The sequence below is a fragment of the Myxococcota bacterium genome (assembly GCA_039030075.1).
Lineage (GTDB): Bacteria > Myxococcota_A > UBA9160 > UBA9160 > SMWR01 > JAHEJV01.
Genome location: JBCCEW010000001.1, coordinates 348,845 through 374,937, shown reverse-complemented (window position 1 = coordinate 374,937; position 26,093 = coordinate 348,845). Strand labels below are relative to the sequence as shown.

Below are 26,093 nucleotides of genomic sequence, written 5' to 3'. Positions count from 1 at the left end.
CCTGACACCTCCTGCGTGAGGCCTCGGGACGGCGTGCGCCGGACATCGGGCGTCGGTTGCCGGTCATGAGATGTCCGGCGTCGAGCGCTCGGGCAGTCAGATCCTGGAGCGGTCGGGGACGGGGAGCAGCCGCGACGGGTCGTCCCCGTCGCGCAGGTCAACTCTCGTCGCGCTCGAGGCGGGCCCGTTCCCGGACCAGCAGCCAGGCGTACCCAGCGAGGGCGACCACCGTGATGCCGAACGCGGCGATCACGTAGCTCATGCCGCTCCCTCTTCGCGGCCGACACCTGCCCGTCGCGCCTCCACTTCCCAGCGCAGGAGCAGCAGGTAGACGAAGACCGCGAAGGCCGCGAGGTTCGCCACCAGGAAGGGCATTCCCATGCCGGCACCCAAGCTGCCGCTCTCCAGATTTTCCGGATGCACCGAACGACCTTGGGCCAGGTCGATCACGAAGTAGTTCAACGGAATGAGCGCGGTCCCGGCGACCCCGTAGATCGCCGCAAAGCGCGCGGTGCGCTCGCCGCCCTCGGTGAAGCTGCGCAGCAACAGATAGGAGACGTAGACGAACCACAGCAGCAGCGTGAGGGTGAGGCGCGGATCCCAGCTCCACCAGTGGCCCCAGGTGCCCTTCCCCCAGATCGGCCCGGTGATCATCATCAGGGTGCAGAACACGACGCCGACTTCCGCGCCCGCCACGGCGAGCTGATCATGGATCTCGCGTTGTTTCCACAGATACAGGATGCCGCCGATCGCGGTGAGCACGAAGCCGAGGTAGGCGCCGTAGGCGAGCGGCGGGTGCACGTAGAGGATCTTCTGGATCACGCCCTGCACCCGATCGATCGGTGCTTCGACGACGGTCCAGGCCCAGGCCGCGACGAGGACGAGACAGAGCGCGCCCAGCGGGCGGCGAATGGCGGCGATACGGCGGAGAGCGGGACTCGCGGCGTTCGTCATGATTCGGGCCGACGCTAGCGGAACCCGCTGCGGGCCGCCGTGATCCCCGCACGGAGCTACCTTGCGCGCCCATGGCGAAGCAACGCCGCGGCAAACGCACTCCCCGAGGCGGCGCCCAGCCGGCCGAGGCCACGCCCGCCCCCGCGAACTCGGGGGCCCGGTGGTCGGGTGCCCTGATCTTCGCGATCGCCACCCTGCTCTACGCGAACACCTGGGGCCATGACTTCGTCCTCGACGATCGCCTCGCGATCACGGACAACCGGTTCACCCAGTCGGGTTTCGCAGGGATCGCCGATCTGCTCCGAACCGACAGCTTCGAGGGGGCCATCGGCAACGAGACGAACCTGGTCGCGGGGGGTCGCTACCGGCCGCTGTCGCTCATCACCTTCGCCATCGAGATCGGTCTCTTCGGGGAGAACGCACGGGTCTCCCACATCGTGAACAGCCTGCTCTACGGGGGGTGCTGCCTCTTGCTCTACGCGGTCCTCGCCCAGTGGCTCGGGCCCCGCGATCCGCCCCTCGGCGCATCGGCCACCGCCTTCGCCGCAGCGCTGCTCTTCGCCGTCCATCCGCTCCACGTGGAAGCGGTGGCGAACATCAAAGGGCGTGACGAGATCCTCGCGCTCGCCGGCTGCCTGGGCGCGTTGCTGCTCCTGTGGCGCGCCATCGAGACCCGCTCGCGCGCGGCAGCCGGCGGCGCCGGCGCCGTCTTCTTCGCCGCCCTGCTCTCGAAGGAGAACGCGATCACCTTCGTGGCCGTGGTGCCAGCCGCGCTCTGGTTCTTCCGAGGATCCCTCCGAGAACACCGGCAGGAGCTGGCACCGATGGGGGCCGCTGCGGTGGGCTTCCTGTTGATCCGCGCGAGCGTCGTGGCCAGCAGCAACGCGTCGCCGGAGCTGCTGAACGATCCTTTCCTCGGCGCCACACCGAGCGAAACCTGGGGCACGGTCTTCGCGAGCCACGCCCGGGCCTACGCCCTGCTGGTGTGGCCCCACCCGCTGACCCACGAATACGGCCCCTTCCACATCGCCTGGGTGGGGTGGACCCACCCGCTCGCGCTCGCGGGCCTCGCCCTCGACGTCGCCCTTGCCGGACTCGCCGTGATCGGATGGCGGCGACGCTGGGTCCTGTCCTTCGCGTCGTTCTATCTGCTCGCCACGTTCTCGATCGTCTCGAACGTCGTGTTCTCGATCGGCACCTTCCTCGGCGAGCGCTTCCTGTTCATGCCGTCGGTCGGTGTCTGCCTCGCGGCAGCCTGGGGCCTCGCGGCGGGCGCTTCCCGCTTCGTGCCGCCAGCGCTGCAAACACGTGCCGCGATGGTGGCGTGCAGCATCGTGGCGCTCGCCTTCGCGGGCTTGACAGTCCAGCGCAATGCGGCCTGGCAGGATCCCTTCACTCTCCACACGACCGACGTGGTGACGTCCGAGGGAAGCGCGCACGCTCAGCAGGCCGCCGCGGACGTCTGGTTCGCACGCGCGAAGGACAGCGCGAAACCGAGCGAGCGGGCCGAGGCGACTCGCAATGCGGTAGACCACGCCGAGCGCGCGCTGGCGATCTACCCGGAATACCGTCTCGCCTGGCGCCTACGCGCGAGCCTTGCGCGCGAGTTGGAAGACGACATCGATGGCGCGATCGCGGCGCTGACCCGCCTCCACGATCTCCAGCCGAGCGGACCCAACGTCGCCTACAACCTCGGGACGCTGATCCTGCAACATCGTCCGGCCCGCCGTGCCGAAGCGATTCCCTACCTCGAGAGCGCGGTCGCGCTCGCGCCGAACGACGCCGACGCCTACGGAAACCTGGGAGCGGCGCGCTACTTCACCGGATCCCTCGACGCCGCGATCGACGCCTATGTACGCGCCGCCACGCTGGCTCCGGGGCGCCGGGATTTCCAGGAAACGCTGCGCTCGCTGCGGGAAGAAGCGGCGGCCACGGCCCCTTAGACCACGCCGGGCATCGCGCAGCTGGGCGACGCCCCGCATACTCCCGGCCACCCCCGGTGGAGGACACGCCCATGTGGCAAGGCTCGAGCTGGACCGCGACGACCCGACTGACTCTCGCGAGTCTCTGGCTCCTCGCCGTCGGCACCGGCTGTACGGCGCCCATCGGCACGAAGCTGATGGACCCGCGGAAGGTGCACGGTGCGTTGGCCCAGAGTGCCCTCTCGGGCGACGAGCCGAGTTCGTTCACCCGGGCGGTGCTGCTTCGGAGTGCGCTCGACGGGGCTTACGAGGACTATCCGGCGCTGACCCTCGACCGGATGCGCAAGGACATCTTCTGGGCCGAGGCCGACGACCGACTCTTCGCGCTCGCGGAGCTCTCGTTCCTCCACGCCGAGCGCACCGAGTCGCCCGAGCACTACCTCGCGGCGGCCATCTACGCCTACGCCTTCCTGTTCCCCGAAGACGCCGACGCCAGCCCGGACCCATTCGACCCGCGCCTGCGCCTGGCCTCGGACCTCTACAACCGCGGCTTGACCCGCGGCTTCGCCGACCCGGACAGCGAGCGTGTCGTGCTGCGCGACGGGACCTACCCGCTGCCCTTCGGAGAGGTCACCGTCGACGTCGACGAGCGCGACCTCCGCTGGGACCGCTACGACCTGATCGACTTCCAGGCTTCGGCCGACCTGGCCGTCCAAGGGCTGCGCAACCGCTACCGACACCCGGGCATCGGTGCACCGCTCGCCGCTCGCACCCAGCTCGCGGCCGACATCGAGCCTCCGCTCACGCCCGTGCCGAACATCGTGCACCTCCCGGTGACCGCGCTGCTCCACATCGAAGCGCCGCGGGAAGGGATCCAGACCGGGCGCCTCCGTGGGCACGTGAACATCCACGCGGCCGACGCCGGCGACGAGATCGAGGTGAGCGGGCGCCCCGTTCCCCTCGAGTTCGAGACGACGGCGGCGCTCGCGAGCACGCTCACCCTCTCGCGGTTCTGGGAGAGTGAACTCGCGGCGTTCTTCGGCAACTACGGGATCCGTCCTCCCGAGCAGTTCGGGAAGGGCCTCTTCCTGCTCCACCCGTACAGCCCGGGGCGAATCCCGCTGGTGCTCGTCCACGGCACCGCTTCGAGCCCGGGGCGCTGGGCCGAGCTCGTGAACGAAGTGATGGGCATCCCGATCCTGCGCGAGAACTTCCAGGTCTGGCTCTTCACCTACGACACGGGCCAGCCGGTCTCGTTCTCGGCCGGACTCTTGCGCGAGTCCCTCCAGAACGCGGTGGACGAGCTGGACCCGAACGGCCGCGACCCTGTGCTGCGCAACATGGTGGTGATCGGGCACAGCCAGGGCGGGCTGCTGACGAAGCTCACTTCGGTGGACAGCGGGGACCAGTTCTGGCGCTTCGAGGCCCCCTTCGAAGACCTCGAGCTCGACGCCGAGTCGGCACACGTCTTGCGCCGCAGCCTCTTCTTCGAACCACTCCCCTACGTGAAGCGGGTCGTCTTCATCGCGACGCCCCACGGCGGCAGCTATCTCACCCTCTGGAGTGCGGCGAAGTGGGTGTCGGGCCTCGTGACCCTACCGGTCCTGATGGTCGATGCATTCGCGACCGCCGTGCGGCTGAACCCCGACCTCATCGACCACGACGCGCTCGACACGATCCCGACCGCGATCGACAACATGACGCCGTCGAATCCCTTCCTGGTCACCCTGCGCTCGCTACCGATCGCCCCCCACGTGAGCGCCCACTCGATCATCGCCGTGCAGGGAGACGGTCCGGTCGAGGAAGGCGCCGACGGAGTGGTCGCCTACGAGAGCGCCCACATCGAAGGCGTGCAGAGCGAACGCGTGGTGCGCTCGGGCCACTCCACCCAGTCCCACCCCGGGACGATCATGGAAGTCGGGCGCATCCTGGTCGAACACCTGATCGCGTCGGAGCACGTGATCGCAGCCTCCCACGAGACGACCCCGGCACCGGCCTTCGGCGCAGAAGACACGGCGCTGCCCGCCGTGAGCAGTGGACCACCCGCCCCCTGATCCTCCGGCGGAGGCCTCGGCCGGGGCGGCTACGCGACGCCCGAGTCGTCGAAGTGGTAGCCCTGCTTCGACATCGTGAGCCGATGCCGTGCCCCAGGCAGATTGGGATCGCGCGCGTCGTAGCCCGCGTCCCCTTCCCACATCACGACCATGCCCTCATCGCCCTTGCCGATCTGCGTCACGTAGCGGCGCAAGCCGTCCCCGCCCAGTCCGGCCAGGGCCTCGGCTGCGGTGTCATAGGGCTGCAGGTAGTGGAGCGTCACGAAGGTCGGCGGCACCAGCTCGATCTCGCCCTCGCGCTGCTGGTCGAGCGCCGCGCGAGGGGAGAGCCAGCGGCTGTCGGTGATCTCGCCGTCGTCGATCGTCACCTCGCTGCTCGGCGCCGGCGCCGCGAAGAACCAGGTGGAGAAGCGCCGGATCTCGACCGGCGGCGGCGTCCAGTGGGAGAACCAGACCAGGCCGTCGGGATCCAGGTCGAGCGACGCCTCCTCTTCGGCCTCGCGCACCGCGGCCAAGCGCGCCCGCTCTTCCATCGGATCGTCGGGAGATCCGTCGTCATCGTCGATGCGACCCCCCGGAAAGACCCACATCCCTCCGAAGGCGATCTTCGAGTTCTTGCGCAGCATCAGGGTCTCGAGCCCGTCGTCGGAGTCGCGCAGCAGGATGACGGTCGCTGCCGCCACCAGCTCGGCCGGCTTGTCGGGCTGAACCGCGAGGCGGTCGGAGAAGGAACGCGGGGTCTCGTCGGCCATGGGGGCTCCTCGAAAGAGTGCGCAGTCTAGAGGGTCGAGCGTCGAGCCGCCTCGACGCGCGATGGCGTCGCGGTTGGGCGAGTGAGCATCAGTCCGTCAGGAAACGGTAGGCCGCGTCGGGACCCTGCTCGGCGAAGAAGGCGAGGCCCGCCTCGATCAGGGCTGTGAGGTCGCCTGCGCGCAGTGCCTGCCGCACCCCTTCGATGTCCTCGAGGCGCAGCGCCACGCCGTTGAACTCTGCGTAGACGAGCAGCGCCAGCTGGACGGAACGCAACCCGGTGATCTCATCGGCCCAGGCGCACACGGCCCCGGCCGACGCCTGCTCGTAGACCCGGCGAAGCGTGTCTCGGAACAGGAGATCACGGCGATAGTGCAGCCGGTCGGCGCTGGTCTGACCGCGCCAGACGCGGAAGTCGTCCCACAGCTGCGCCCAGACGGTCTCGGGCAGGTGGGTCGGCGGGTCGAAGACGTCGGGCTTCACCTCGACGCCGAAAGGCGGGTGACGCAGCAGCGCCTCCACTTCGGGCGGGATCCGACCCGTCGAGCGGATCAGATGCCGCGTCACCTGGGGCAGGAACTCGTTCAGGCGGCCGGTGAGCAGCAGCTCCCACCCCGCGCGAGTCTCCTCGAGGTCGTAGTTCCGCGCCTCGCCGTACTCGCGAAACAGCGGGTAGGTCAGATAGGGCAGCGGCGGATCGGCGACCTGGCGGCTCGCGGCGAACGCCACCAGGCGCAACCAGCTCAGCTCACCGAGGTAGGGCAGCGCCTCCTCCGCGCCGTAGCGTCGAAGGAGCGCGTCCAGCTCGAGCGGGTCGGGCAGCGTCTCGGCAACCACGCGCTCTCCGGGCACCGGCTCTCCTCGTTCTCGCGGCTCGCGACGGCGATCGGCGTGACGCGAAGATACCGGGCGCGGGCCCTGGAACACCGCCCGGCAGGCCCTCCTGACTTCCAGCCACCCTGTACTGCAGCCCTTCCCGGCCGCCCCTGACATCCGAGGGGGCGCCAGTACAATGCCGGCGGCACGGGATCGCCGTTGCCCCCAACCCCGCCAAAGGAGACTTCCCGATGTCCGACGCTTTCATCATCGACGCCTGCCGCACGCCCCGGGGCATCGGCAAGGTCGGCAAGGGCGCCCTCGCCCACCTCCATCCCCAGCACCTCGGCGCCACGGTCCTCAAGGCCCTCGCCGAGCGGAACGACCTCGACACCTCCCGCGTCGACGACATCATCTGGGGCACCAGCTCCCAGCGCGGGAGCCAGGGGGGCGACCTCGGCCGCATGGCCGCGCTCGACGCCGGCTACGACGTCAAGGCCTCGGGTGTGACCCTCGACCGCTTCTGCGGCTCCGGGATCACCAGCGTGAACCTCGCCGCGGCCCAGGTCATGTCCGGGATGGAAGATCTCGTGATCGCCGGCGGCACCGAGATGATGAGCTACACGGCCGCGTCGGCGGACCCGACGACGCCGCCGATGATCGACAGCGGCAACCTCTCGCTGCGCAAGAAGCACCCCCAGTCCCAACAGGGTGTGTGCGCCGATGCGATCGCGACGATCGAAGGCATCGACCGCGATGCCGTCGACCAGCTGGCCCTCGTGTCGCAGCAGCGTGCCGAGCGCGCCATCAAGGAAGGCCGTTTCGACGGCGCCCTCGTCCCGGTGCACAACGAGGACGGCAGCGTCGCCCTCGACAAGGAAGAGTTCCCGCGACCGGGCACGACGATGGAGAAGCTCACGAGCTTGAAGCCCTCCTTCGCGGCCTGGGCGGGCATCCCGATCGACGAGCAGGGCACCACCTACGGCGACCTGATCAAGCAGAAGTACACCGACCTCGGCGAGATCAACCACATCCACCACGCCGGCAACTCGTCGGGTGTGGTGGACGGCGCGGGCGCCCTGCTGCTCGCCTCCGAGAACCAGGTGAAGCAGTCGGGCCTGAAGCCGCGCGCGCGGATCATCGCGACCGCCAACATGGGCGACTGCCCGACGCTGATGCTCAACGCTCCGGTGCCGGCCGCGAAGAAGGTGCTCGAGAAGGCGGGGCTCACCACCGACGACATCGACGTCTTCGAGATCAACGAAGCCTTCTCGGTAGTGGCGGAGAAGTTCATCCGCGACCTCGACCTCGACCGCGAGAAGGTGAACGTGAACGGTGGCGCCATGGCCCTCGGCCACCCGATCGGCGCCACCGGCGCGATCCTGATCGGTACGGCCCTGGACGAGCTCGAGCGCTCTGGCGGGAACAAGGCGCTGATCACGATGTGCGCGGCCGGCGGCATGGCCCCCGCGGTGATCATCGAGCGCGTCTGAGACGACGATTCCGGCGAGGCGGCCCGACGCCGTCTCGCCTGCGCCCGCTCCAGCGGGTCGCGCCTCTTGGCGCGGCCCGCTTTTTCTTGGGAGACGGACCGCCCGCGATCGACACAAGGGTGAGTCGACACGAGGAAGCGTCAGCGCTCTCCGATTGCGCTCCCCAGGAAATCCCCAGCACCCGGAGCCGCGTTTCGGCTTGACCGGCGAGCGCTCGGGCGGTTCGATGATCTCGGGTGCGGACCGATCGAGGAGTGTCTTCGTGAAGTCCTATTTCTTGACTGCCATCGCCATCGCCTTCGCCATCGCGTTCCCGAGCGCGGTCCTCGCCGGACTCGCGCCGGACACGGACGGCGACGGCGTACCCGACGCCATCGACAACTGCGTCAACGTTCCCAACCCGCCACCGTTCAACTGCGACGTCGACATGGACGGCTACGGGAACTTCTGCGACGCCGACCTCGACAACGACTTCGACGTCGACGGCGCCGACTTCAACCAGCCCACGCCGAGCGACCCGTGCGCCTTCCTCCAGCACTTCAGTTCCACGATTCCGCCGAATACGGCCGCGTGTCTCCCGCAGCTGGGCAACCCGATCTCGGATTTCGACTGCGACAACGACGTGGACGGAGAGGACTTCAATCCGCTCTTCCTCGACATGTTCACGGGCTCCGGGGCGCCCGGCCCCTCGGGCCTCGGCTGCGCCGGCACCGCCGGCTGCATGTAGCGCCCGCGCCAGGCGCGGGAGGGGGCGGGCGGGTGTTGCCGTCCCCTCCCCTGCCGACCGCTCTGCCCAGCTCGGCGCCTCGACGCGCGCGTGCCGCCGTGCTCCCTACACTGGGATGGCGCCACCTGCGAGTCCCGTGCCTCTCCCGTCTTTCCACGTCGTGTCCGTCGAAGCACCCTGTCGCCGCCTCCCTTGGGAGCGCGGCTTGGCCGCAGCTCGCGCGCTCGGGAGCTTCGTCGCAATCGCCGTCGCGGTGGCGTGCGCAAACCCCGTTCAGACCCGCCTTCGGACAGAGGCTGCGCCGACGACGGAACGCATCGCCGCCGAGCTCGCCGACGCCCGCCGCGAAACGGCCGAAGATCCCGCATCCGCTCGCGCGCGCGCGTCCCGACGCCGGGCGCTCGCCTCGCTTCTCGCTGTGCCAGAGGCGGAGCTGACAGGGATCGCGTTCGCGCCGCGCGACGCGGAGCTCCGGGTCGTCCCCACGCAGCGCGTCCGCGTGGAAGGACTGCGCCACTACCAGACTCCGGGGGACGGGCTGCCCGTATCGCTCGAGGGTCGCGCGCCCCCCTCGCCGATTCCCTGGGCGAAGTTCCCGCCGGAGGGGCGCTTCACTCCCGCCACGGCACTCCTGAGTTTTCCGTCGACCGACTGCGCACGGGTCTCCTGGGTGGACCCGCGTCGCTTCGACGCGGCCCGGCTCGAGGGACGGCGACTCAGTCTGGCCGCGGATCTCACGGTGCCCTATTCGCGGCTGCTCGATTCGGCGAGGCTCACCCGGGAAGGACGCACAGGGCTCCTGCGCGCGTTCTCGAAGGAGCGCGAGGGACTCTTCCTCCTCGAGCCCTACGACCCAGCCAGGACGCCGCTCCTGATGGTGCATGGCCTGGGCTCGAGTCCTTCCGTTTGGAGCGCGCTCACCAACGCCGTCTACGGCGAACCCGAGCTGCGTCGCCACTACCAGGTCTGGCACTACTTCTATGCGACCGGCGTGCCCTATCTGTGGACTTCGCGCGAGATGCGACGAACGCTGCGCCGGACCCTCGAGGCGCTCGGCCACGACGCGGGCATCGTCGCGGTGGGCCACAGCATGGGCGGCCTGTTGCTGAAGGCATCGATCTCGAAGAGCGGGGACCGGCTATGGCGCGAGGTGTTCCGGGTCCCCCCGGCGAAGCTGAGGGTCTCGGATGCGGATCGCGCGCTCCTCGAATCGCTCTTCTGGTTGAACCCGATGCCGTCGATCGAGCGCGCGATCTTCGTGATGTCGCCCCATCGCGGGAGCGACCTCGCCGGTGGTCTGGCGGGAGCGCTCGGCAACGCGCTCATCGAGCTTCCGCCCGAGTTCACCGAGCTCTTCCGACGCGTGGCCGCCTCCGACGCCGACGCATTGCGGCCACGCTTCCGGTCCTATTTCGAAGCGGGAGGGCCGACCAGTATTCGTGCCCTTGCCCCGGACCACCCCCTGCTGGCACCGCTGGCCGACCTTCCGGTCCCCGCGAACGTCCGCTTCCACAACGTGATCGGTGACGTGGGTGACGGCTCGGACGACGTCGTACGGGTCTCGAGCGCGCTGCTCCCGGGCGCCGATTCGACGAGCCTGGTCCCCGCCGGCCACACCGAACTCGAAGCGCCGGTGGTCACCGAGGAGTTGATCGAGCTGCTGCGGGCCGCGCTGCCCACCGTGGCTGGCGCGCCACGCGTCTTCACCCCCGACCCGACCTGCGACCCTGCCTGACCGACCCGTGGCGCAGCATGCGCCCAGGAGATGTTCTCGTGCACGTACTCCGCATCGACTCCAGCGCCCGGCGCAGCGACTCGGCGAGTCGCCAGCTCGCCGATGCCATCGTCGAATCCCTTCGCGCCAGTTCGGGCGACGACTGGCAGCTCACCACGCGCGACCTGACGACACAGCCGCCGCTACTCCTGGACGAGACCCTCGTCACGGCGTTCTTCACCGACGCGGGCGCGCGCACGCCCGAGCAGCGGGAGCGGCTCGCGGTGTCGACCGATCCGATCGAGGAGCTGCGCGCGGCCGACGCGCTCGTCCTCTCCGTCCCGATCTACAACTTCGGGATCCCCGCAGCCCTCAAGGCCTGGATCGACCTGGTGGTGCGCGCGCGCGAGACCTTCCGCTACACGGCGAACGGACCCGAGGGGTTGCTCTCGGGCATTCCGGCGTACCTCGCCGTCGCGAGCGGTGGAACGCCCGTGGGCAGCCCCGTCGACTTCGCGACGCCCTACCTGCGGCACGTCCTCGCGTTCATCGGCGTGGGTGAGATCCAGATCTACGCTGCCGACGGGCTGGTGGCGGGAGGGGAAGCCAGACTGGCCGAAGCCCTGACCGATGCGCGCGCGGCCTTGGCACCCGGAGCCTCCCGATGAGCGATCGCGTCGACCCGACCGGCTACCACGCCCACGTCTACGACCCGACCGGCGAGTCCGGTTTGCAGGAACTCCACACTCGGGCGGAGCAGGAGCTCGACAGCATTCGCGTGGGGCGGCTGCGCGCCCAGCCGGTCGGCCCGCACGCCGAGCCGATGTTCCAGCTGCCCTTCGAGACGCACCAGCTGTCCACCGTGCTCGCGTGGCTGCTGCGTCACCGCGACGGTCGCTCGGTGCTCGTGCATCCGCTGCACGGGAACGTGCGACGCGAGCACGACGAGGACGCGCTCTGGCTCGGAGCGAAGCTGCCGCTCGACCTCGACAAGCTGGGCCCGGCGTAGGCCAGGCAGCGAGCGAGCGGGTTCGGCGTCGCTTGTGTTGGTAGGCCGTGGGGGGCTCGAACCCCCGACCCTCGGATTAAAAGAGCGACACAGCAGTCCCGGAGACGCTCCTAACCGCCTGGTTTCCCATCAGAAACGCACCCTACTCAACCTGTGTCCGCGCGCGGTCGAACGGACACACGTTGGGCACAGTCGCCGCCCTTCGGAATCTCGGGCGGATCGGACGAGATCATGCGCTCTGATGATGGAAAGGTGTACCCGCGCGGTGGGCGCTGGTATGTCGACATTCGGATCGGTGGGAGGAGGATTCGGCGCTCGGCGGGCAAGACCCGGCTCGAGGCCGAACGCGAGCTGCTCGAGCTCCAGGCCACAAAGGAACGAGTCGCCCGGCGCGGTGTCCCAGCCCAAACCCCACCGCCCGCTCCTAGAGGTTCGAGGCTCACGGTCGCTGCGGCCGTCGACCGCTACATCCAGCACCTCCGCGACAAGGGCTCCCGACCTCGTACGGTGAAGTCAGCCCTCACTGTCTCGCGACCGCTGAAGCGTCTCCTAGGCCAGAAACCCGCCGACACGCTCCGTCGTTCGGACGTTTCCAAGTTCTGCGCGAGACGCCGTGAAGATGGCCTGAGACCGCCCACGATCAACCAAGCGCTCAGGCTCCTCAAAGCGTCTCTCCGGCTCGCTGTGGACGACAGCGAGCTTGATCGCTTGCCCTGCCCCATCAAGCTGCTCCGAGAGGCCCGCCCTGCCCCAACTATCCTCTCAGCAGCACAGATCAGAGATCTCCTGGACGCGGCCGCGCCGAGGGTCCGAATCGTGCTGCTCACGGCTGCACACACGGGTATGCGGAACTCTGAGCTGCGAGCGCTGCTATGGCGGGACGTAGAGTTGGCTGAAGGCGTGATTCACATCTGCTCCAAGCCAGAAGCCGAAGACTTCGCTCCAAAGAATCACGCTGAGCGGACGATCGATTGCTCCCCAGCGCTGATCAGAGCTCTGCGACTACACCGGCTGCGGCTCGCGAATTCGTCCGATTCGGACTGGGTGTTTCAGCGCAACGAGAAGACAGGCTCGCGCTGGCCTCTCAAGCCCCTCTGCGCAGCCGTGCGAACGGCCTTCGAGGATGCGGATCTCTTCGACCCTGCCACCAAGCCGGGCCTACACATGCTTCGCCGCTCGTTCGCTTCCCTAGCGCTCGCGAACGGAACCGACATCGAGACCGTTCGTGATCTCGGAGGCTGGAGCGGGCTCGGCGTCGTCGAGCGATATGTGGCCTCGACGAACGAGCTTCGAAAGCGCGCCGTTCTTGGAATCTCCGACGCGCTCGAAGGCTGACGCCCGAAGCCCCCCGGCCTATGGACAGAGGGCCCGCGCGTCGGGTGTTCAGTTGTCAAGCGAGAACCAGGCGCGCGCCTCGCGCCGCGCCGTGGGCCTCGCCAAGCCGGGCTCAGTGGCAGTGATACGGCCGTGAGGCGTTGTGACAGCCCCACTTATCGGTTCCGCCACTATGCGACGGAGCCCCGATCGTCGTCTCACCCTCGTGGGTATGTCCGGGGTAGTACTCGACAGCCGCCCTCGGGTTTACATCAAGCGCAGCGTAGGCGAGCCCTGCGGAAGCGAGAAGTGCGATTGCGGCAAGCACAAGACCAAACTTCATGAGCGCATCTCCTAGAAAGCCCTTCGATCTGGCTATCGGAAGCCTACACCCTGACCTGTAGGCCTCGCCGCGCAACCGCGCTTGCAGGCCCGGCTCCAAGAGCCGCCACAGCGAAGCCGGGCCGATCGACCCCTACCTCAAGATCCTCGCCTAGAAATCCCCCACTCGGCTTGCCAGCTCTTGCTGGGCTAGAACGAGAATCCGAGCGAGCGAGGCCGTGCATATTGGCGCGAGCTCGCCATCATACCCATGTGATTTCGGACGCGTCGTAGGCGATTCGCTCTAGCCATTCGAGCCTCGTTTCGAGGATGTGCCCGCGGCCGTACTTGGGCCCCCGAGATTTGTGACCCATGAGGTTGTCGATGACCTCTTCGGGGGCCTGAACGTCACGCAGCCGATCCTTAAAGGTGTGTCGCAGCGAATAGAGCGAATGCTGTTTCGTTGGATTCAGCCGGTTCTCTCTGAGGTACTTGTTGACCTGGCTCGAGGCACTATCCGCACTCGAGTATCGCGACAGGCCGTCCGGAAATTGTTGCGCTGCAAAGAGTGCTGCTCCAACGAGTGGAATCTTACGCTCGGAGCTCGGGGTCTTAAGGTCACGCTTCTCATTCGCGCGGATGTGAATAAACGGGATGCGCGTATCCAAGCGGATGTCCTCAGCGAGAAGGCCTGAGATCTCCGACACGCGAGCACCGGTATCAGCCATGAGGTAGACGAGCGCTCGGGATTCGTTGTTCATCCCATCCAATGCGTCGCCTGTAAGAAGAACGTCTTGGACGTAGGATGCCTCGAACGACCGGCGGCTCCCATCCGTAGAGAGGAACTGGATCTTCGCGAACATAGTGTGTACATCCGCATCATCAGAACTCAGCTCGCATGCGATGACGACACTCGACAGGATGTCTCTGACCTGCCGCAACTGCTTGTTGGCCGTGGCGGATCTTATGCCCTCGTCCCGAATACGCGCGATCCACCAATCCTGAAACGCAAGGACGTCCTTGCGGCAGACATCAGCGATCGGCTTGTCTCCTACAGCACGAATGAAGTTCTCGATCGCGAGTCGCCGCGGGTTCTCCCATTTTCGGATCTGTAGATCCGACTTTCCGGATAAGCGGTCAACGCAACGTGGGCGATAGATGTCGAAGGCCTGACTTAGGAGCACCTCGGGCCTGCTCGCTGTCCCCAGAAGGGCATCGCGGAGGAGCGAATTGCCTTCTGCCGCTGGGGTGGCATCTCGTAACGCGAGGAGGCGATTCACAACCTCGGTGAGCTCCGCGTTGGCGGAGAGATCAATGATGTCGCGATAGACAAAGCCATGAAGGCGCGCGGTTTGGACCGCAGCGCGGTATTGGTCGCCATCCTCGATTGTGGGCGCGGCGCCAAGCTCACGCCAATAGCGTTCGGTGCTCTCGTTGTGAATGAGGGCGCGTTTTCGGGCCAGGGCCTTGTCCCTGGTGCGTAGCGAGATCTTGATGTGCTCGCGGGGCTCGATGGGAGCCAGATGTTTGGGAACGCGCCGGTAGTAGTAGAAGTACCCGTTCCTCTGGATCAAGTAGTCGCTCATGGTTTCAGATCACAAACTGTGTACCTCCGTGTGTGCCAGAATGTGTACCAATTCGTATACCAATGTCACACAACTGTCAACACAATAATGCGTCTGTTGATCAGCGTTGTTCAGTGCCCTGAGTGGCTTGGCGGGTTGTCTTGAAGTCAGATGAGAGGGGATTGTGGCTCCCCGGGCCGGATTCGACCTAGACGGCCTCGCCTGCTAACGCATTGATCTGAAACGATTCCCTTCCCGGGTCGAATCACCGTAGCGGCAGAATGTGTGCCAGTTTGTGTACCAATTTGTGTGACAGTCACTGAGGCGCGGGCGCATCTGCTAGCTCGGCGACTGAGAATCATCGCGCGCGTGTCCCGGGGCTTGCTTGGCAACTTCAGCAGCCCGATCGAGAATCGCCCGCCTCTCGTCACGGGCAGTGATCTCGAGATCGAGGCGCTCGAACAAGGGGAGATATGTATCCCCGTGATCGGCCACGAGATTTGCCGCGATACGATACGCGGTCGTTAGGTCTCCGGACGAGACCGTGCCCGCCGTGGCTCGACTCGCTCGCTTACCGGCTTGTTTGGTTTCGTCCATTGGCGTTCCTCCACATTCAACCCTAGAGGAATCGGGTTAAGGCTTCGTTAACAAGGCCGTCAGTCGAACTCGGGCGGCGTGTTGCGGCAGCAGGTGCGATTGTCGGGTCTGTTCCTGCCCAAGTCGGAGTTCCTCGACGTAGAGCGAGTCGAGTCCGATGCTCAAGAAGAGCTCGTGGGTCTTGCGGTTTTCGCGAAGTCCAGCTCCGAGCGAATCTATGCGTAGAGCTTTAGGTGCTGCGCTTCTCGGAGCTCCGGACTCTTCGGAGGGGAAATGCGGGAGAACTTTCGCAACCTAGCTCGAGAGGCTCTAGATAGGGCTTCGGAGATGACGAGGGCTGGCGATCACGGTCTTCGATATGCCGCTTTGGAGCTTAGGCTAGCGATGGAGGCGTTAACCTACGACCGCGCGGAGGCATACCGTTCTGAGATCCCGCCAGAGGAGTACTTGACGTGGCAGCCGCGCAAGCTCTTGGCACTCCTGCTGGAGATTGACCCACATGCGGATGCGAGCTCGACCCTCAGGTTCGGAATAGAGACCGAGTTCGGCGAGCGTCCGGATGAGATGAGGGAGATCGGAGCTGAGGTTGTGCTCGACAACTCAGCGTTGAAGAAGCACTACGACGCGCTTGGCTCGTACCTGCATATGCCGACGCTCGGTCAGCTCGATCAAGCGACGGATAGCGAGCGGCTGGCGAGATTGCGGTCACGATGCGCGGAAGTCGCTGCGAAGCTTGAGGATGTGCTTGCGTCTGGAGTTTTCAATCTGACGTTTGGAAACTTCGCGACTATTCAATGCGGGCGCTGTGCGAAGCCGATCCGAAAACGAATCCCGGACGCCCAAGAACGCGAGGCACGCTGCTTTGCGTGTGGCGCAGTCTATACGGTCCGCGAGAACAGCGATCGTGGAGTCACTTGGCGACCCGCCCAGGAGAAGGCTGTCTGCCCGGGGCCGGAATGCGATGTGGCTGTCTGGATCTGGAAAGACGAGATCGAGGTCGGTACGCGCTGGACGTGTGAAGGGTGTGGGAAGAAGATTCAGATAGCGCTGGGTCTCGTCTCGGTTCCGGGGTGAGCTTGTAGCCAAGCCGCGAGCTTCCGGCGGCAGACTGTCTTGGTACGAGTTCGCTGCGCGGCCGCTACCTCCGCTCCGATCTCGCGAACCTCGCGCTGACGTAGGCAGTCCCACCCTCGTCCCCTTGGTCAGGGTACGGAGCGAATCCAAGAATACACAATAAAGTGTTGACTCATCCCAAGACAACCTTTATCGTGCTTCGGCGATTGCACAAGAGAGAACAGAAAAGGAGTACCCGTATGAACAATGACAATATCGTCTCATTCTCCGAGGCGAGCGATGATGGAACCCCACCACCGTTCGGCCAGGTAGTCTTGGCAATAGAGGAGTGGGACCCTGAGCTTGAACGAGATCACGAGGCATTCGTCGCCGCTGCAGTACTACTGTCCACCATGTACGTAGGCACAGACGTTACGAAACTGGCCGCGTACACCGGCTACCCGAAGGACCAGGTAGCGGAACTTGCGCGAAGGTTTCGCCGAAACAAGATCTGGCTCTCAGAAGGAGCATTCCGTGCGCCGTGGATAACAGAAGAAGACGAGTGGGTGGCGAAATTCTGGATGTACGTGAATGTCGGCACCGGCCAGTTTAGAGTCGTAGACGAAAGCGAAGACGGAGAGCTCCTGTTCGAGATGACTCCGAAAGGCATTCGGCACGCTGAGAAGCTGGTCAGCGCCACGTAGAGAGACACAGAGTAGAGATTTTCGAACCACGCTCTGATGAGACATCCTTCGTCTTGGTGAAGCCGCTGCCTCAACCCCGGGCCGTGACTCCGGCGCTTGATGGTCGGGCCAGAGGGCGCTCTCGCTTTTGATGTGGGATCGCTGCCCTAGCGGTGAGCAACGAACAGACCTTCGCCAGCGCCAGCCGAACACTCTTGATTCGACTTCCTTGATGGTGTCACCCGCACGTCGGCTCAGACCTCGGACGAATAGAGAGCTCTGCGCGGTTCCAACGCCCCAGGACGGCTGCCGGGACGCAGTGCTTCTGGAGCTCGAGCCACGTTCTGAGACAGCGCCTGCCGGCCCTTCGCGATTCGTCTCGCCACCTATCTGAGCACTGAGGGTCGGGAATCGCCGACAGAAGCCCGCAGAGGCGTCCCAATGGCACCGAGGGGGACCTTCTGAGGTAAGAGCTATCTGGACACGCCCAGAGAGGCTCCGTGCCCCGGCAAAGCCCTGCGCTGGAGCCCACTTCCTTGCGTTCTGCCAATGAGCACACCACGGGGTTCGCGCAATCGCGCCCTTAACCCCTTGAAATTGCGAGTAAGCACCGGTTTTGATATGTAAAACTATATCAATTTGGCTAATCAATATAGAATCACATATTGACTCTAATACGAGTCATATGCGAAACTATATGAAATTGCCTTTTTGATATAGGATCGCATATGAAATCTACCCGACTCAACAGCCTACCTGAAGCAATGCGCCTGGAACTCAAACAGGCGCGCTTGAACCGCGGCTGGAGTCAGCGCGAGCTCGGCGAACGCGCTGGCCTGCCCCAGGTTCACGTGTCCTGGATCGAAACCGGCAGGGTTGCCCCCCGATACGACACCCTTCTCGACCTCGTCCGCGTCCTTGACCACGACCTGATCCTCGTGCCGCGCGCCCTCGTGCCCGGAGTTAACGCCCTACTCCGCGACTATCACCACCAAAGCGGTGATGACGGCCGAAGCGCCGAAGCGCTCTACATCGAAGACACCTCCAATGTGACCCGTGCTGATTGGGAGGCCATCGATGAGACCTGACCTCCACACAGTTAGGGCGCTTGCGGTGGAGCTTCATGGCCGTCGTATCGGCGTCATCAACCGCCTCGCGGGCGACCAGCATATCTTCGCCTTTGAGGAGGACTACATCGAAGATCCAGAGCGGCCGGCTCTCAGCCTCTCGTTCAAGGGGAGCGGCGGCGAACTCGTCTCCAGCATTCGAAGACAATCAGCACGCCTACCCCCCTTCTTCTCCAATCTTCTGCCCGAAGGCCACCTTCGGAGATATCTCGCCGAGCGAGCGGGCGTGAAGCAACAGCGCGAGTTCTTTCTGCTCGCCGCCCTTGGAGCCGATCTACCTGGTGCTGTCGTCGTCTCACCCCATGACCACACGAGCGAGCCGGAGAGAGCGCCCAAAGGGCACGACGGCGACGTCGAGGCTGAGCCTGACTCCGCCCTCCGTTTCTCCCTCGCCGGCGTGCAGCTGAAGTTCTCAGCGATCCAGGAGGCGAACGGAGGCCTGACCATTCCTGTCGACGGAATGGGCGGCTCCTGGATCGTCAAGCTCCCCGACATGCGTTTCGCTGCCGTTCCAGAGAACGAATTCGCCATGCTGGAGCTCGCGCGAGCCATCGGCATCGACGTGCCCGCGACCAAGCTCCTTCCCATCGAAGAAATCCAGGGACTACCGGAAGACGCCACCAGCCTCAAAGGGAACGCGCTGGCGATCGAGCGGTTCGACCGTGGCCCTGCAAACCAGCGCGTCCACATGGAGGACTTCGCCCAGGTCTTCGGCGCCTTCCCAGATGACAAGTACGAAGGCCACAGCTACGCCAACATCGCAGCCGTCCTTCGGGCAGAGATCGGGGATGAGGGCACCGGAGAGTTCGTGCGAAGACTCGTCTTCACGGTGCTAATCGGAAACGGCGACATGCACCTCAAGAACTGGTCGCTTCTCTACCCGGACCAGCGCACACCCATACTTGCCCCCGCCTATGACTTCGTCTCAACGGTTCCCTACATGGCTAAGGACAAGCTCGGGCTCAGTTTCGGCAAGAGCCGCAGCCTTAGTGGAATCACCAAGGATCAGGTCCGGCGTTTCACCGACACTGCTCGCCTTCCTGTCAGTCCGATCTGGGAGCTCACAGGCGAAACCACAGCGCGAACGCTGGATGCCTGGCGCTCGCTCGACGCCAAGGACGTCCTTCCCTCCGACATTCGAGGGCTGATCAACCAGCAGATCGAGAACGCCGCCGCCGGAGTCGATAATTGAGAGAGCGAACTCTCCTGACCATTCCGTTGCGCAGACAACTCGTTGCGCTTGGCAAGGCAATCCGCAGTGGATGGAAGGGGGCAAACCGGAGGATAGAAGCTTGCTCAGTTCAACATCCCGCATCGCAAAACACAGTCACCAGAAAGATCTTGGGGCGCCCAGAGAAGCCCTGTTCGCCACGACGCCAACTTGCTCGTGCTCACCTACCATCTAGTCGTTTACAACCATGAGCATCACAGGAGCACCATGATGATTCTTCGGTCCCCTAGTGAATCCAAACCGCTCGTAGAATTCGTGACGAAACAGCGCGGACAGGTAGATCGTACCGACGCGACCCGACAGCAAGCGCTGTGACGTGTACGAGATCGCGTTCTCCATTAGCAGTGTACCGACACCGTTCTTTTGGCGCGGTGGATCGACGCAAAGCCAGGCCAGGGTGTATGTATCAGGCATCAGGTAGCCCCACACCACTTGAACGGCTCCCACTACGACGTCCGAATCGAGCGCAACAAGCGTATGTGCCCGATACTTCAGCTCCGTGAGCGAGTATTCGAAATCATCGACTGCGTCCGCGCGCGTCTCCTCCCCGAAAGCTCGCACTGCGACTTCTATTGTCGGTTCCAGGCAATTGCGGCTCATCGAGGTGATCCGAAGCGTCATGAAGGCATCCGTCCGCAGTCTACGCATCCCGGGTTCCGGCTGAAGTCCTGATACTCGAACCGGAGTTCGTGCGTCCAAAGTCCGATTCTATGGTTGAGAGACTTCGGCTCACCGAACCGACCCAAGTGCCTTAGCACGTCCAGGCAGGCCAGCGACACAGCGATAGAGCTAACGCTCGAGATAACCGGGCATGTGTAGCTCCCATTGATGTCGTCGAGAACCTCCTGGTCCTCAGAGCTGCGCTGGGACTGCGTGCTGCCTATGTGGGCTTGGCACGACCAACATCCCGAGGATCCCGGGACTACAAGCGGCCCCCAAGCAGCGATGTCATTGATGTAGCAGATATGCATGAACGCCTGATCAGCGTCTATGCAGTACGCGTTTGCCTTTGGAATGATGCCTGGCTCGTCTGCCGCGAGGATCAGGACATCCGAGCGGGGTATGTTGACATCGTGTTCAAATCGAGCGCGTTCGGGGACACCCACGATCGAAACGTTGGAGTTCCGCAGCTCTAGCTCGCGCTTGAGAATACCCACCTTCGCAAACCCTACGTCGCCCTCCCGAAACAAGAACTGGCGAGAAAGGTTGTGGGGCTCAACAAGATCGTCGTCCATCAGGACAACCTCTCCCACACCGACCGTGGCAAGCTTGAGCGCCATTAGCGAGCCGATTCCCCCGCAACCCACGATCGTCACCGAACTTCGCGCGAGCCGCCCGGAAACGTCGTTCGGAGCAGCGCCAGCGAGCAGGAAGTACAGCTGCTCACGGTGATGCCGGTTGTACTCAGGAACATCCTTCGAAGGAACGAGCACCCGATTCCGAACAAGGCGATCGACAAGCTCAACGGAACGCTCGCCAACCAGATCCGCCCGAAACCCCTCGAGGTCAGCAGGCGTACGGAACTGGGCCAAGATTCGAAACAGCCCGTCTACTTCTGCAGGATCATCGACGATCGTTCGGGCGGAACCGAACCCGACGTGAAACGCATCGCCGACCTTTCGCACCTCACAGTACGGTGCCAATACGTACATCGTCTGGACTCCCATTGAGTTGCATCGTAGAGTAGTCTGTGTGATTCGCGTCAAACGCACCATCTCGGCGCCACGACAACCTTGAATCGAGCGAAATTATGACTGTCCGAGAGGCTCAACTTGTAGATCTAGATTCGATTCAGGAGCTGAATCGCCAGATTTTTGCATGGGAAGCCCAGTACGTCCCCAGTTCCAACCTGTCCTTTCCATTCACAGACGAAGCACTCGTGTACTTCCGAAGAGCGATCGAGAGGCTCGAAGACCATGCGGCATTCGTCTACGAGGACGAGACCCGCCAGGTTGTTGGCTACGTGATCACGAGAATGATCCCCGATTCAGAGATGACTCACCGCAACGATGTTCGCCTCGCCCAGATCCACACGATGTGCGTCGCCGAGGGCCACAGAGGGAAGGGCATAGGAAAGCAGCTCATCGACATCTCTATCGAATGGGCGCGGGAAGAAGGCGCCACAAGCGTCAAGGTGGTCGCATACGCCGGGAACGAGCTTGCAAGGTCGGCCTACCGCTCAGCCGGATTTCAAGAATTCGAGATAGTCCATGAACTCGAACTCTGAGGGCGACTAGACAACAATGAGCCCGAAGATCGAGAGCGAGATCACGAAGCTCAGCGCAAACGAAAGAAACATGAGAGCATCTTGCGTCCTAATCGCAGCCAGGGCAGTCAAGAGGTTCAGCGCCGCGAATCCGCCAAACATCGCCGGGGAGAGTCCAGCCGGTGAAGTAGTGATCGCGCGATAGAGCTGCGCTCCAAGCAGAATAGGATTCAGCAAGAAGCCGACACTCGCCAAATGCGTCACCGGAGCAGCCAAGAGCGGTCTAGCGAGCGGGCTGACTCGCTTCATTACGATCTTGTTGAACCGTGCGACCAGAGACGACACCTGTTCTGGCGCCAACTCTGAATCTCTATCCGCCGCTGCACCCACCGAGGCCTGCTCGATCGCAGGCACCGCACCAGAGACTTCGCGGGGCAGAGCCGGTATCTCGGACATAAAGGGGGGCGGATCCAGAGGATCCAGATCAGCGATCAGCTCAACAACCGAGTCTCGGAACTCAGGGCTGTAGCCACGCTGCTCCACCAGGTAGCAAATGAGATTCTTGCTCCGCGCGAATAGCCGAAGGGTTGGAAGCGACATCTCGACGTACTCCCTGCGCGAGATGACTCGCTGAGACATCGCTTCGAAGTTGTTCTGGATCTTGTTGAGATGAAGAAAAGCGAATGTGAAGGCCCGAGCCTCCTGTACGTCGACTTCATGATCCGGCCCGTAGATCAGGCCCTCAACGATCTTCAACACATCATCGTTGACCAGGCATTGCAGGTTGATGTCCTGTTGCTTGTTCCAGTTGTTGTGGAAGAACTGGAGTTTGTCTCGGCGCCGAGAGTAGATGTAGGCATAGATGGTGAACAGACCGATCATTCCCGCCAAGAAGAACTGAGCCAGCGCAATGACGGTGTCCGCGTTGTTCGAAAGGAACTCGAAGCCATCTAGCCAAACCCCGTAGAGGATCCAGGCCATCAGATCGCCCAATCCATTGCCCTCCTTGCCTATGTGAACGTCCTCCATGACGAAAGAGAAAGCGGGCGGAGAGCCATGCCCTCCGCCCGCGGTTTTCCTTTAGTTATTGCCCGGACCGTTCACGAGTCACCTCCCTTGGCTAGTTGATGCGTTACTCATGTAAACGTCGACACCACCGTGGAGATGTCAAGTAGCGCCGACTCCCCGCAGGGACCGCCTCTCCGGCGGTGATGGCCCTCCCTGAACGACTCTCCGTCGGCGAGACAAACACGTGAGCACTAGAGCACCTGGACCTAGCATCACGAGTCCGTGAGGCTCAGGAACAGTCACCGGCACACTCACTGAAGCGGTCGCGTTGGAAATCAATACTGCGTCGGAGCCAGCGGCCACGCCGAGAATCAAGCCCTCGTCATCTACCGAGATCACCGCAGACCCTCCGCTTTGCGTGCTGTAAGCCGTTCCCGCGCTACTGGGCGTGACGTCGATGGCGCTGCCATCTGTCAGCGTTGCATCGACACCTAGCTGGAACTGGCGTCCTGGAACCGGGAAGGAGACCTCAGGAGTGGTCGAAGAAATCGTCGCGACCGCGGAGGAGGGGGCCACCTGCAATGTCGTCCCGGCCAGGTACTGCTCGCCCCCATCTCCGAACGCAAGCGCCACCACCTCGAGCGCTCCTGCCTGATCAGTGGGCGTATCGAAAGTGAAGTTAAACGGTCCCGCCCCCAACGCGGATTGGACCTCGTCGCCTCCGAGGAGCAGCGCGCCCTCCACCGGGACACCGCCCGAGATCGCGAAGTCAACTGTCACCTCGGCACCTGGCGCAACGGAGGTACCCGAAACTGGGGTGAGGGTGATGGTGGCAGTTGATGAAGTCCCGGAACCAGCGCTTGGACCCGGTGGGCACGAGAAGTCAGGGTTGCCCGGCCCAACGAAAGCGGGCACCGTGCTGAAGAACGGCGAGCTGACATCCGCTAGGAGAAGCGACTCGACTTGGTCAAAGACATCCGGCGATTTCGTCTCACCCGTGTGGACGACGTTCGTAATCGTTGAGCTTGCGGCCAGCAGCCCTCCGAGTTGGCTGTCCCGAGGCACGATGGTGTCATGCAGGCCCGCAGGGTCCAGCAAGTTGTCGATGTTCGTCAGCGGACCTCGAGAGAGGACGATAAGCGTGTTCAGCCCGAATTCCACGGCTGAGTCGACTGGTGCCACTCCAGTGACCGCGTGAGTCGGGACCGGGGTCGCCCCGAGACGCTCGATGGCGATGCTAGACGTATGCAGACCGAAGACGCCGGGCCCGACAGGACGGTTAAACGCTGCGAGAACCTTCTCAAACGTGACCGGCGCGACGATCAGATCTCCATCAAGAACAATGTCGCCGAGCTCGTTGCACCGATTCTCGATGAGGTAGTCAGCAAGAGGCGATCCCAGATGCGGAGTGCCCACCGTGATGAGCTTGTGAATCCAGCCCTCGTTGAGGTTGGCAAGGGTGTAGTAGGGAACGAATGGATCCTGTGTCGCCACGAACGATCGCGCCACAAGCCCGCCCATGCTATGCCCAACCACGTCGACCTGCGTGCCCGCGATTCCCTCTGCTCGAACAGCTTCCAGTGCATCACTAATGCCGAATGCCAGCATGTCCACGGCAAACCGATCGTCATCTCCTTGGAGCGTCGGATCGAAGGATGCCGCTGGGAACCGGCGCCCATAGTCAACCCGACAGCCCTCGCACACGCGAAATCCACGCACCTCCAGGTACGTCTCGAAGTCCTTCCACGCCTTTTTTCCGGACCACAACCCGTGCACCAGGACAACGGGGGGCGGTAGCAGACGAACGAACTCGGCGTAGTCGACGGATCCAGAGGGGGTCGTAGCGACAATGCGCACGTTGCTGCCATCCTGGATATTGAGCTCTGGACCCGGGAAGTCCTCGGGCGTAGTGTAGACGGCGAACGCGAACGAGCTTCCGTTCGCCGGTCGCGGCAAGGCCGTCAACGCACTGCCGCCGTTCGTTCCATCAAGCTGGCTGAGTGTTCCCCACTCCGGTCCAGCAGGTGATCCAGGCGAATCCTCGAGAGCGAAGTCGACGGCTTCGCCGCTCTCCACTCGGAGGAGAAGGCGAGTCACGCCATCTGTGATAGCGCCATCTCGCTCGATGCTGGCATTGGCGAGCGCATCCAGATCGGATTCGTCGATCACGAACGAAGGTCCTACCTGCGAGTACAAGGCGCCGAAACAGACTCCCTGATCGCTGCAGGCGGGGTCAACAACGTCAATCGAGCGCGGCGTCGCTAGGACTATCGCCTGCCCACCCGTGGTGTTCGCCCAAAAGGCGACCTGGCCGCTGTTGTTGACCGGATCGTAGAGATCGAGATCCGTTACGGTGCCGAGACCGGGAATGAGATCCCCCACTTGAACGATGCGAACGGGCGGGCCAATGCTGGGCGCGGCGATCGGCGGGCCATCGACGCGACTTGCGTAGATCCCGAGCGGCCCAGGGCTCCCCACGTCGCTGGTCGCTAGATAGACAACGGAGTAGCTGTCGGGCGACCCGTCCACCCGGTGGTTGACGCCGACGCGCGGACTAAGACTAAAGCTGCTGAAGCCACTATCACCCGCCACCTTAAACGGAGCGAACGGCCCTCCAAAGAGCGTCTCGCCCTGGGCCGCGAAAATCCCGACGCCCAGGGAGCTCTCATGTCCCATGAAGGCTAGAAGTGCGCCGTCGTCGCTGATCCCCGGCTTCTCGCCAACGGCGAGGTAGTTCGGCGACGCGGCGATCGAGAAGGCTGTGCCGAAGAAGTTCGGGCTCGTGAACAGGAAGAGGGGCGAGTTGGTACTTCCGCCGAATCGCGCGACCGTCGTCGCGTTGTCCGCGACAAGCGGATACAGATTCGGGAAGCCAGAAAGACCGCTTGACAGGTGAAACCCGCCTGCACCGTTTGGGGTGGCAAGGCCCGTGGATGCGCCATCGTCAGCGCTCAGAACAACTTGGCCTGTATTGTTCAACGTCGTCGCTTCAAGGAGGAAGTCGAAATCCCCCGGAAAAGCGGGCGCGAAGGATCCCGTAGCGATAGCAGGCCCCGCCGTCGCTGTGTCAAGGCGCTTCACGAAGGTCACCAAGCCATCGTCGGAAGATTCCCGCCAAGAAATCTGATCAAGCTCGTTTACTTGTACGAAGTCAGCCGCGCGGAAAGGGGAACCGATATCAAAGCTGCGCAGAACCGAGCCGTCCTTCAGAAGGAACAAAGTCCCTCGACCAGCAACAGCATCTCGGCCCACGAACGCCACGGCACCGCCGTCGTTCACGGACGCGCCCCGTCCGAAGGTGCTGAGCGAAACCCCGGCGAGCGTGTCACCAGTCTGCGCGACCACCTCCAGCTCGTAGGCCGCCGCGCTAGAGGAGACTCCAAACAGCCATACCGACAGCGCGAGGACGAAAAGGCCCTGGCCAGAACCCCGGATCCAGTTGGACCGAAGAGACTTCGCGGATACCGAGCAACAGGCTACGTGCATCATCGGACGACCCTGAGCGTTGTCCCGTGTCGTTGGTGGTCATTCTACCCCAGCACGAGGCAT

The 26,093-nt window shown here is 64.1% G+C and carries 22 protein-coding genes; 13 read left to right on the top strand and 9 right to left on the bottom strand.

Features of this window, described 5'->3' with window-relative positions:
- Positions 1–157: 157 nt before the first annotated feature.
- Entirely contained in the window at positions 158–262 is a 105-nt protein-coding gene (gene ccmD / locus AAF430_01565; GenBank protein ID MEM7408907.1) for a heme exporter protein CcmD, read from the bottom strand.
- Positions 259–954: a cytochrome c biogenesis protein CcsA gene (ccsA, locus tag AAF430_01560; GenBank protein MEM7408906.1), complete on the bottom strand. Its 696-nt coding sequence runs from the start codon at positions 952–954 to the stop codon at positions 259–261. The genes ccmD and ccsA overlap by 4 nt, the downstream gene beginning before the upstream one ends.
- Positions 955–1,025: 71 nt before the next feature.
- On the opposite strand from ccsA, the gene AAF430_01555 reads away from it, so the two are divergent.
- Both AAF430_01555 and AAF430_01550 read left to right on the top strand, forming a co-directional pair.
- On the top strand, positions 1,026–2,897 hold the full coding sequence (locus tag AAF430_01555) for a tetratricopeptide repeat protein (GenBank protein ID MEM7408905.1): 1,872 nt from the start codon (positions 1,026–1,028) through the stop codon (positions 2,895–2,897).
- Between the two features lie 71 nt (positions 2,898–2,968).
- Entirely contained in the window at positions 2,969–4,930 is a 1,962-nt protein-coding gene (locus tag AAF430_01550) for a hypothetical protein (protein MEM7408904.1), read from the top strand.
- A 29-nt stretch (positions 4,931–4,959) separates the two neighbouring features.
- On the opposite strand, the gene AAF430_01545 is transcribed toward AAF430_01550, so the two are convergent.
- Both AAF430_01545 and AAF430_01540 read right to left on the bottom strand, forming a co-directional pair.
- Entirely contained in the window at positions 4,960–5,682 is a 723-nt protein-coding gene (locus AAF430_01545; GenBank protein ID MEM7408903.1) for an NUDIX domain-containing protein, read from the bottom strand.
- An 88-nt stretch (positions 5,683–5,770) separates the two neighbouring features.
- Positions 5,771–6,532, bottom strand: a complete 762-nt coding sequence (locus AAF430_01540; protein ID MEM7408902.1) for a hypothetical protein — start codon at positions 6,530–6,532, stop codon at positions 5,771–5,773.
- Positions 6,533–6,747: 215 nt separating this feature from the next.
- Between AAF430_01540 and AAF430_01535 the strand changes: the two genes are divergently transcribed.
- The 6 genes from AAF430_01535 (at position 6,748) to AAF430_01510 (ending at position 12,774) form a co-directional block, all read left to right on the top strand.
- Complete coding sequence (locus AAF430_01535; GenBank protein MEM7408901.1) at positions 6,748–7,989, top strand: acetyl-CoA C-acetyltransferase; 1,242 nt, start codon at positions 6,748–6,750, stop codon at positions 7,987–7,989.
- 262 nt (positions 7,990–8,251) lie between these two features.
- Positions 8,252–8,716 carry a hypothetical protein gene (locus tag AAF430_01530; protein MEM7408900.1) on the top strand — a complete coding sequence of 155 codons (465 nt, stop codon included), beginning with the start codon at positions 8,252–8,254 and terminating at the stop codon, positions 8,714–8,716.
- Between the two features lie 205 nt (positions 8,717–8,921).
- Positions 8,922–10,451, top strand: coding sequence for an alpha/beta hydrolase (locus AAF430_01525; GenBank protein ID MEM7408899.1), 1,530 nt, complete (start codon positions 8,922–8,924; stop codon positions 10,449–10,451).
- Positions 10,452–10,489: 38 nt separating this feature from the next.
- The gene (locus AAF430_01520) at positions 10,490–11,098 is read left to right on the top strand and encodes an NAD(P)H-dependent oxidoreductase (GenBank protein ID MEM7408898.1); all 609 of its coding nucleotides are present in this window, start codon (positions 10,490–10,492) and stop codon (positions 11,096–11,098) included.
- On the top strand, positions 11,095–11,439 hold the full coding sequence (locus tag AAF430_01515) for a DOPA 4,5-dioxygenase family protein (protein ID MEM7408897.1): 345 nt from the start codon (positions 11,095–11,097) through the stop codon (positions 11,437–11,439). The genes AAF430_01520 and AAF430_01515 overlap by 4 nt, the downstream gene beginning before the upstream one ends.
- Before the next feature lie 231 nt (positions 11,440–11,670).
- Positions 11,671–12,774 carry a site-specific integrase gene (locus AAF430_01510; GenBank protein ID MEM7408896.1) on the top strand — a complete coding sequence of 368 codons (1,104 nt, stop codon included), beginning with the start codon at positions 11,671–11,673 and terminating at the stop codon, positions 12,772–12,774.
- 563 nt (positions 12,775–13,337) lie between these two features.
- On the opposite strand, the gene AAF430_01505 is transcribed toward AAF430_01510, so the two are convergent.
- The gene (locus tag AAF430_01505) at positions 13,338–14,660 is read right to left on the bottom strand and encodes a DUF6538 domain-containing protein (GenBank protein ID MEM7408895.1); all 1,323 of its coding nucleotides are present in this window, start codon (positions 14,658–14,660) and stop codon (positions 13,338–13,340) included.
- An 849-nt stretch (positions 14,661–15,509) separates the two neighbouring features.
- Between AAF430_01505 and AAF430_01500 the strand changes: the two genes are divergently transcribed.
- The 4 genes from AAF430_01500 (at position 15,510) to AAF430_01485 (ending at position 19,291) form a co-directional block, all read left to right on the top strand.
- Positions 15,510–16,310, top strand: coding sequence for a hypothetical protein (locus AAF430_01500; GenBank protein MEM7408894.1), 801 nt, complete (start codon positions 15,510–15,512; stop codon positions 16,308–16,310).
- Between the two features lie 239 nt (positions 16,311–16,549).
- Positions 16,550–16,993, top strand: a complete 444-nt coding sequence (locus AAF430_01495; protein ID MEM7408893.1) for a hypothetical protein — start codon at positions 16,550–16,552, stop codon at positions 16,991–16,993.
- 743 nt (positions 16,994–17,736) lie between these two features.
- Positions 17,737–18,060 (top strand): helix-turn-helix transcriptional regulator, encoded by a 324-nt coding sequence (locus AAF430_01490; protein ID MEM7408892.1) that lies wholly within the window; start codon positions 17,737–17,739, stop codon positions 18,058–18,060.
- Positions 18,050–19,291: a HipA domain-containing protein gene (locus tag AAF430_01485; protein ID MEM7408891.1), complete on the top strand. Its 1,242-nt coding sequence runs from the start codon at positions 18,050–18,052 to the stop codon at positions 19,289–19,291. The genes AAF430_01490 and AAF430_01485 overlap by 11 nt, the downstream gene beginning before the upstream one ends.
- 210 nt (positions 19,292–19,501) lie before the next feature.
- On the opposite strand, the gene AAF430_01480 is transcribed toward AAF430_01485, so the two are convergent.
- Positions 19,502–19,951 carry a GNAT family N-acetyltransferase gene (locus tag AAF430_01480; GenBank protein MEM7408890.1) on the bottom strand — a complete coding sequence of 150 codons (450 nt, stop codon included), beginning with the start codon at positions 19,949–19,951 and terminating at the stop codon, positions 19,502–19,504.
- Positions 19,948–20,997, bottom strand: a complete 1,050-nt coding sequence (locus tag AAF430_01475; GenBank protein ID MEM7408889.1) for a ThiF family adenylyltransferase — start codon at positions 20,995–20,997, stop codon at positions 19,948–19,950. Before AAF430_01475 ends, AAF430_01480 begins: the two co-directional genes overlap by 4 nt.
- Positions 20,998–21,080: 83 nt before the next feature.
- On the opposite strand from AAF430_01475, the gene AAF430_01470 reads away from it, so the two are divergent.
- Positions 21,081–21,557, top strand: coding sequence for a GNAT family N-acetyltransferase (locus AAF430_01470; GenBank protein ID MEM7408888.1), 477 nt, complete (start codon positions 21,081–21,083; stop codon positions 21,555–21,557).
- 6 nt (positions 21,558–21,563) lie between these two features.
- Here AAF430_01470 and AAF430_01465 read toward each other — a convergent pair whose 3' ends face one another.
- Entirely contained in the window at positions 21,564–22,529 is a 966-nt protein-coding gene (locus AAF430_01465) for a hypothetical protein (GenBank protein ID MEM7408887.1), read from the bottom strand.
- A gap of 174 nt (positions 22,530–22,703) precedes the next feature.
- Complete coding sequence (locus tag AAF430_01460) at positions 22,704–25,889, bottom strand: alpha/beta fold hydrolase (protein MEM7408886.1); 3,186 nt, start codon at positions 25,887–25,889, stop codon at positions 22,704–22,706.
- Positions 25,890–26,093: the final 204 nt, after the last annotated feature.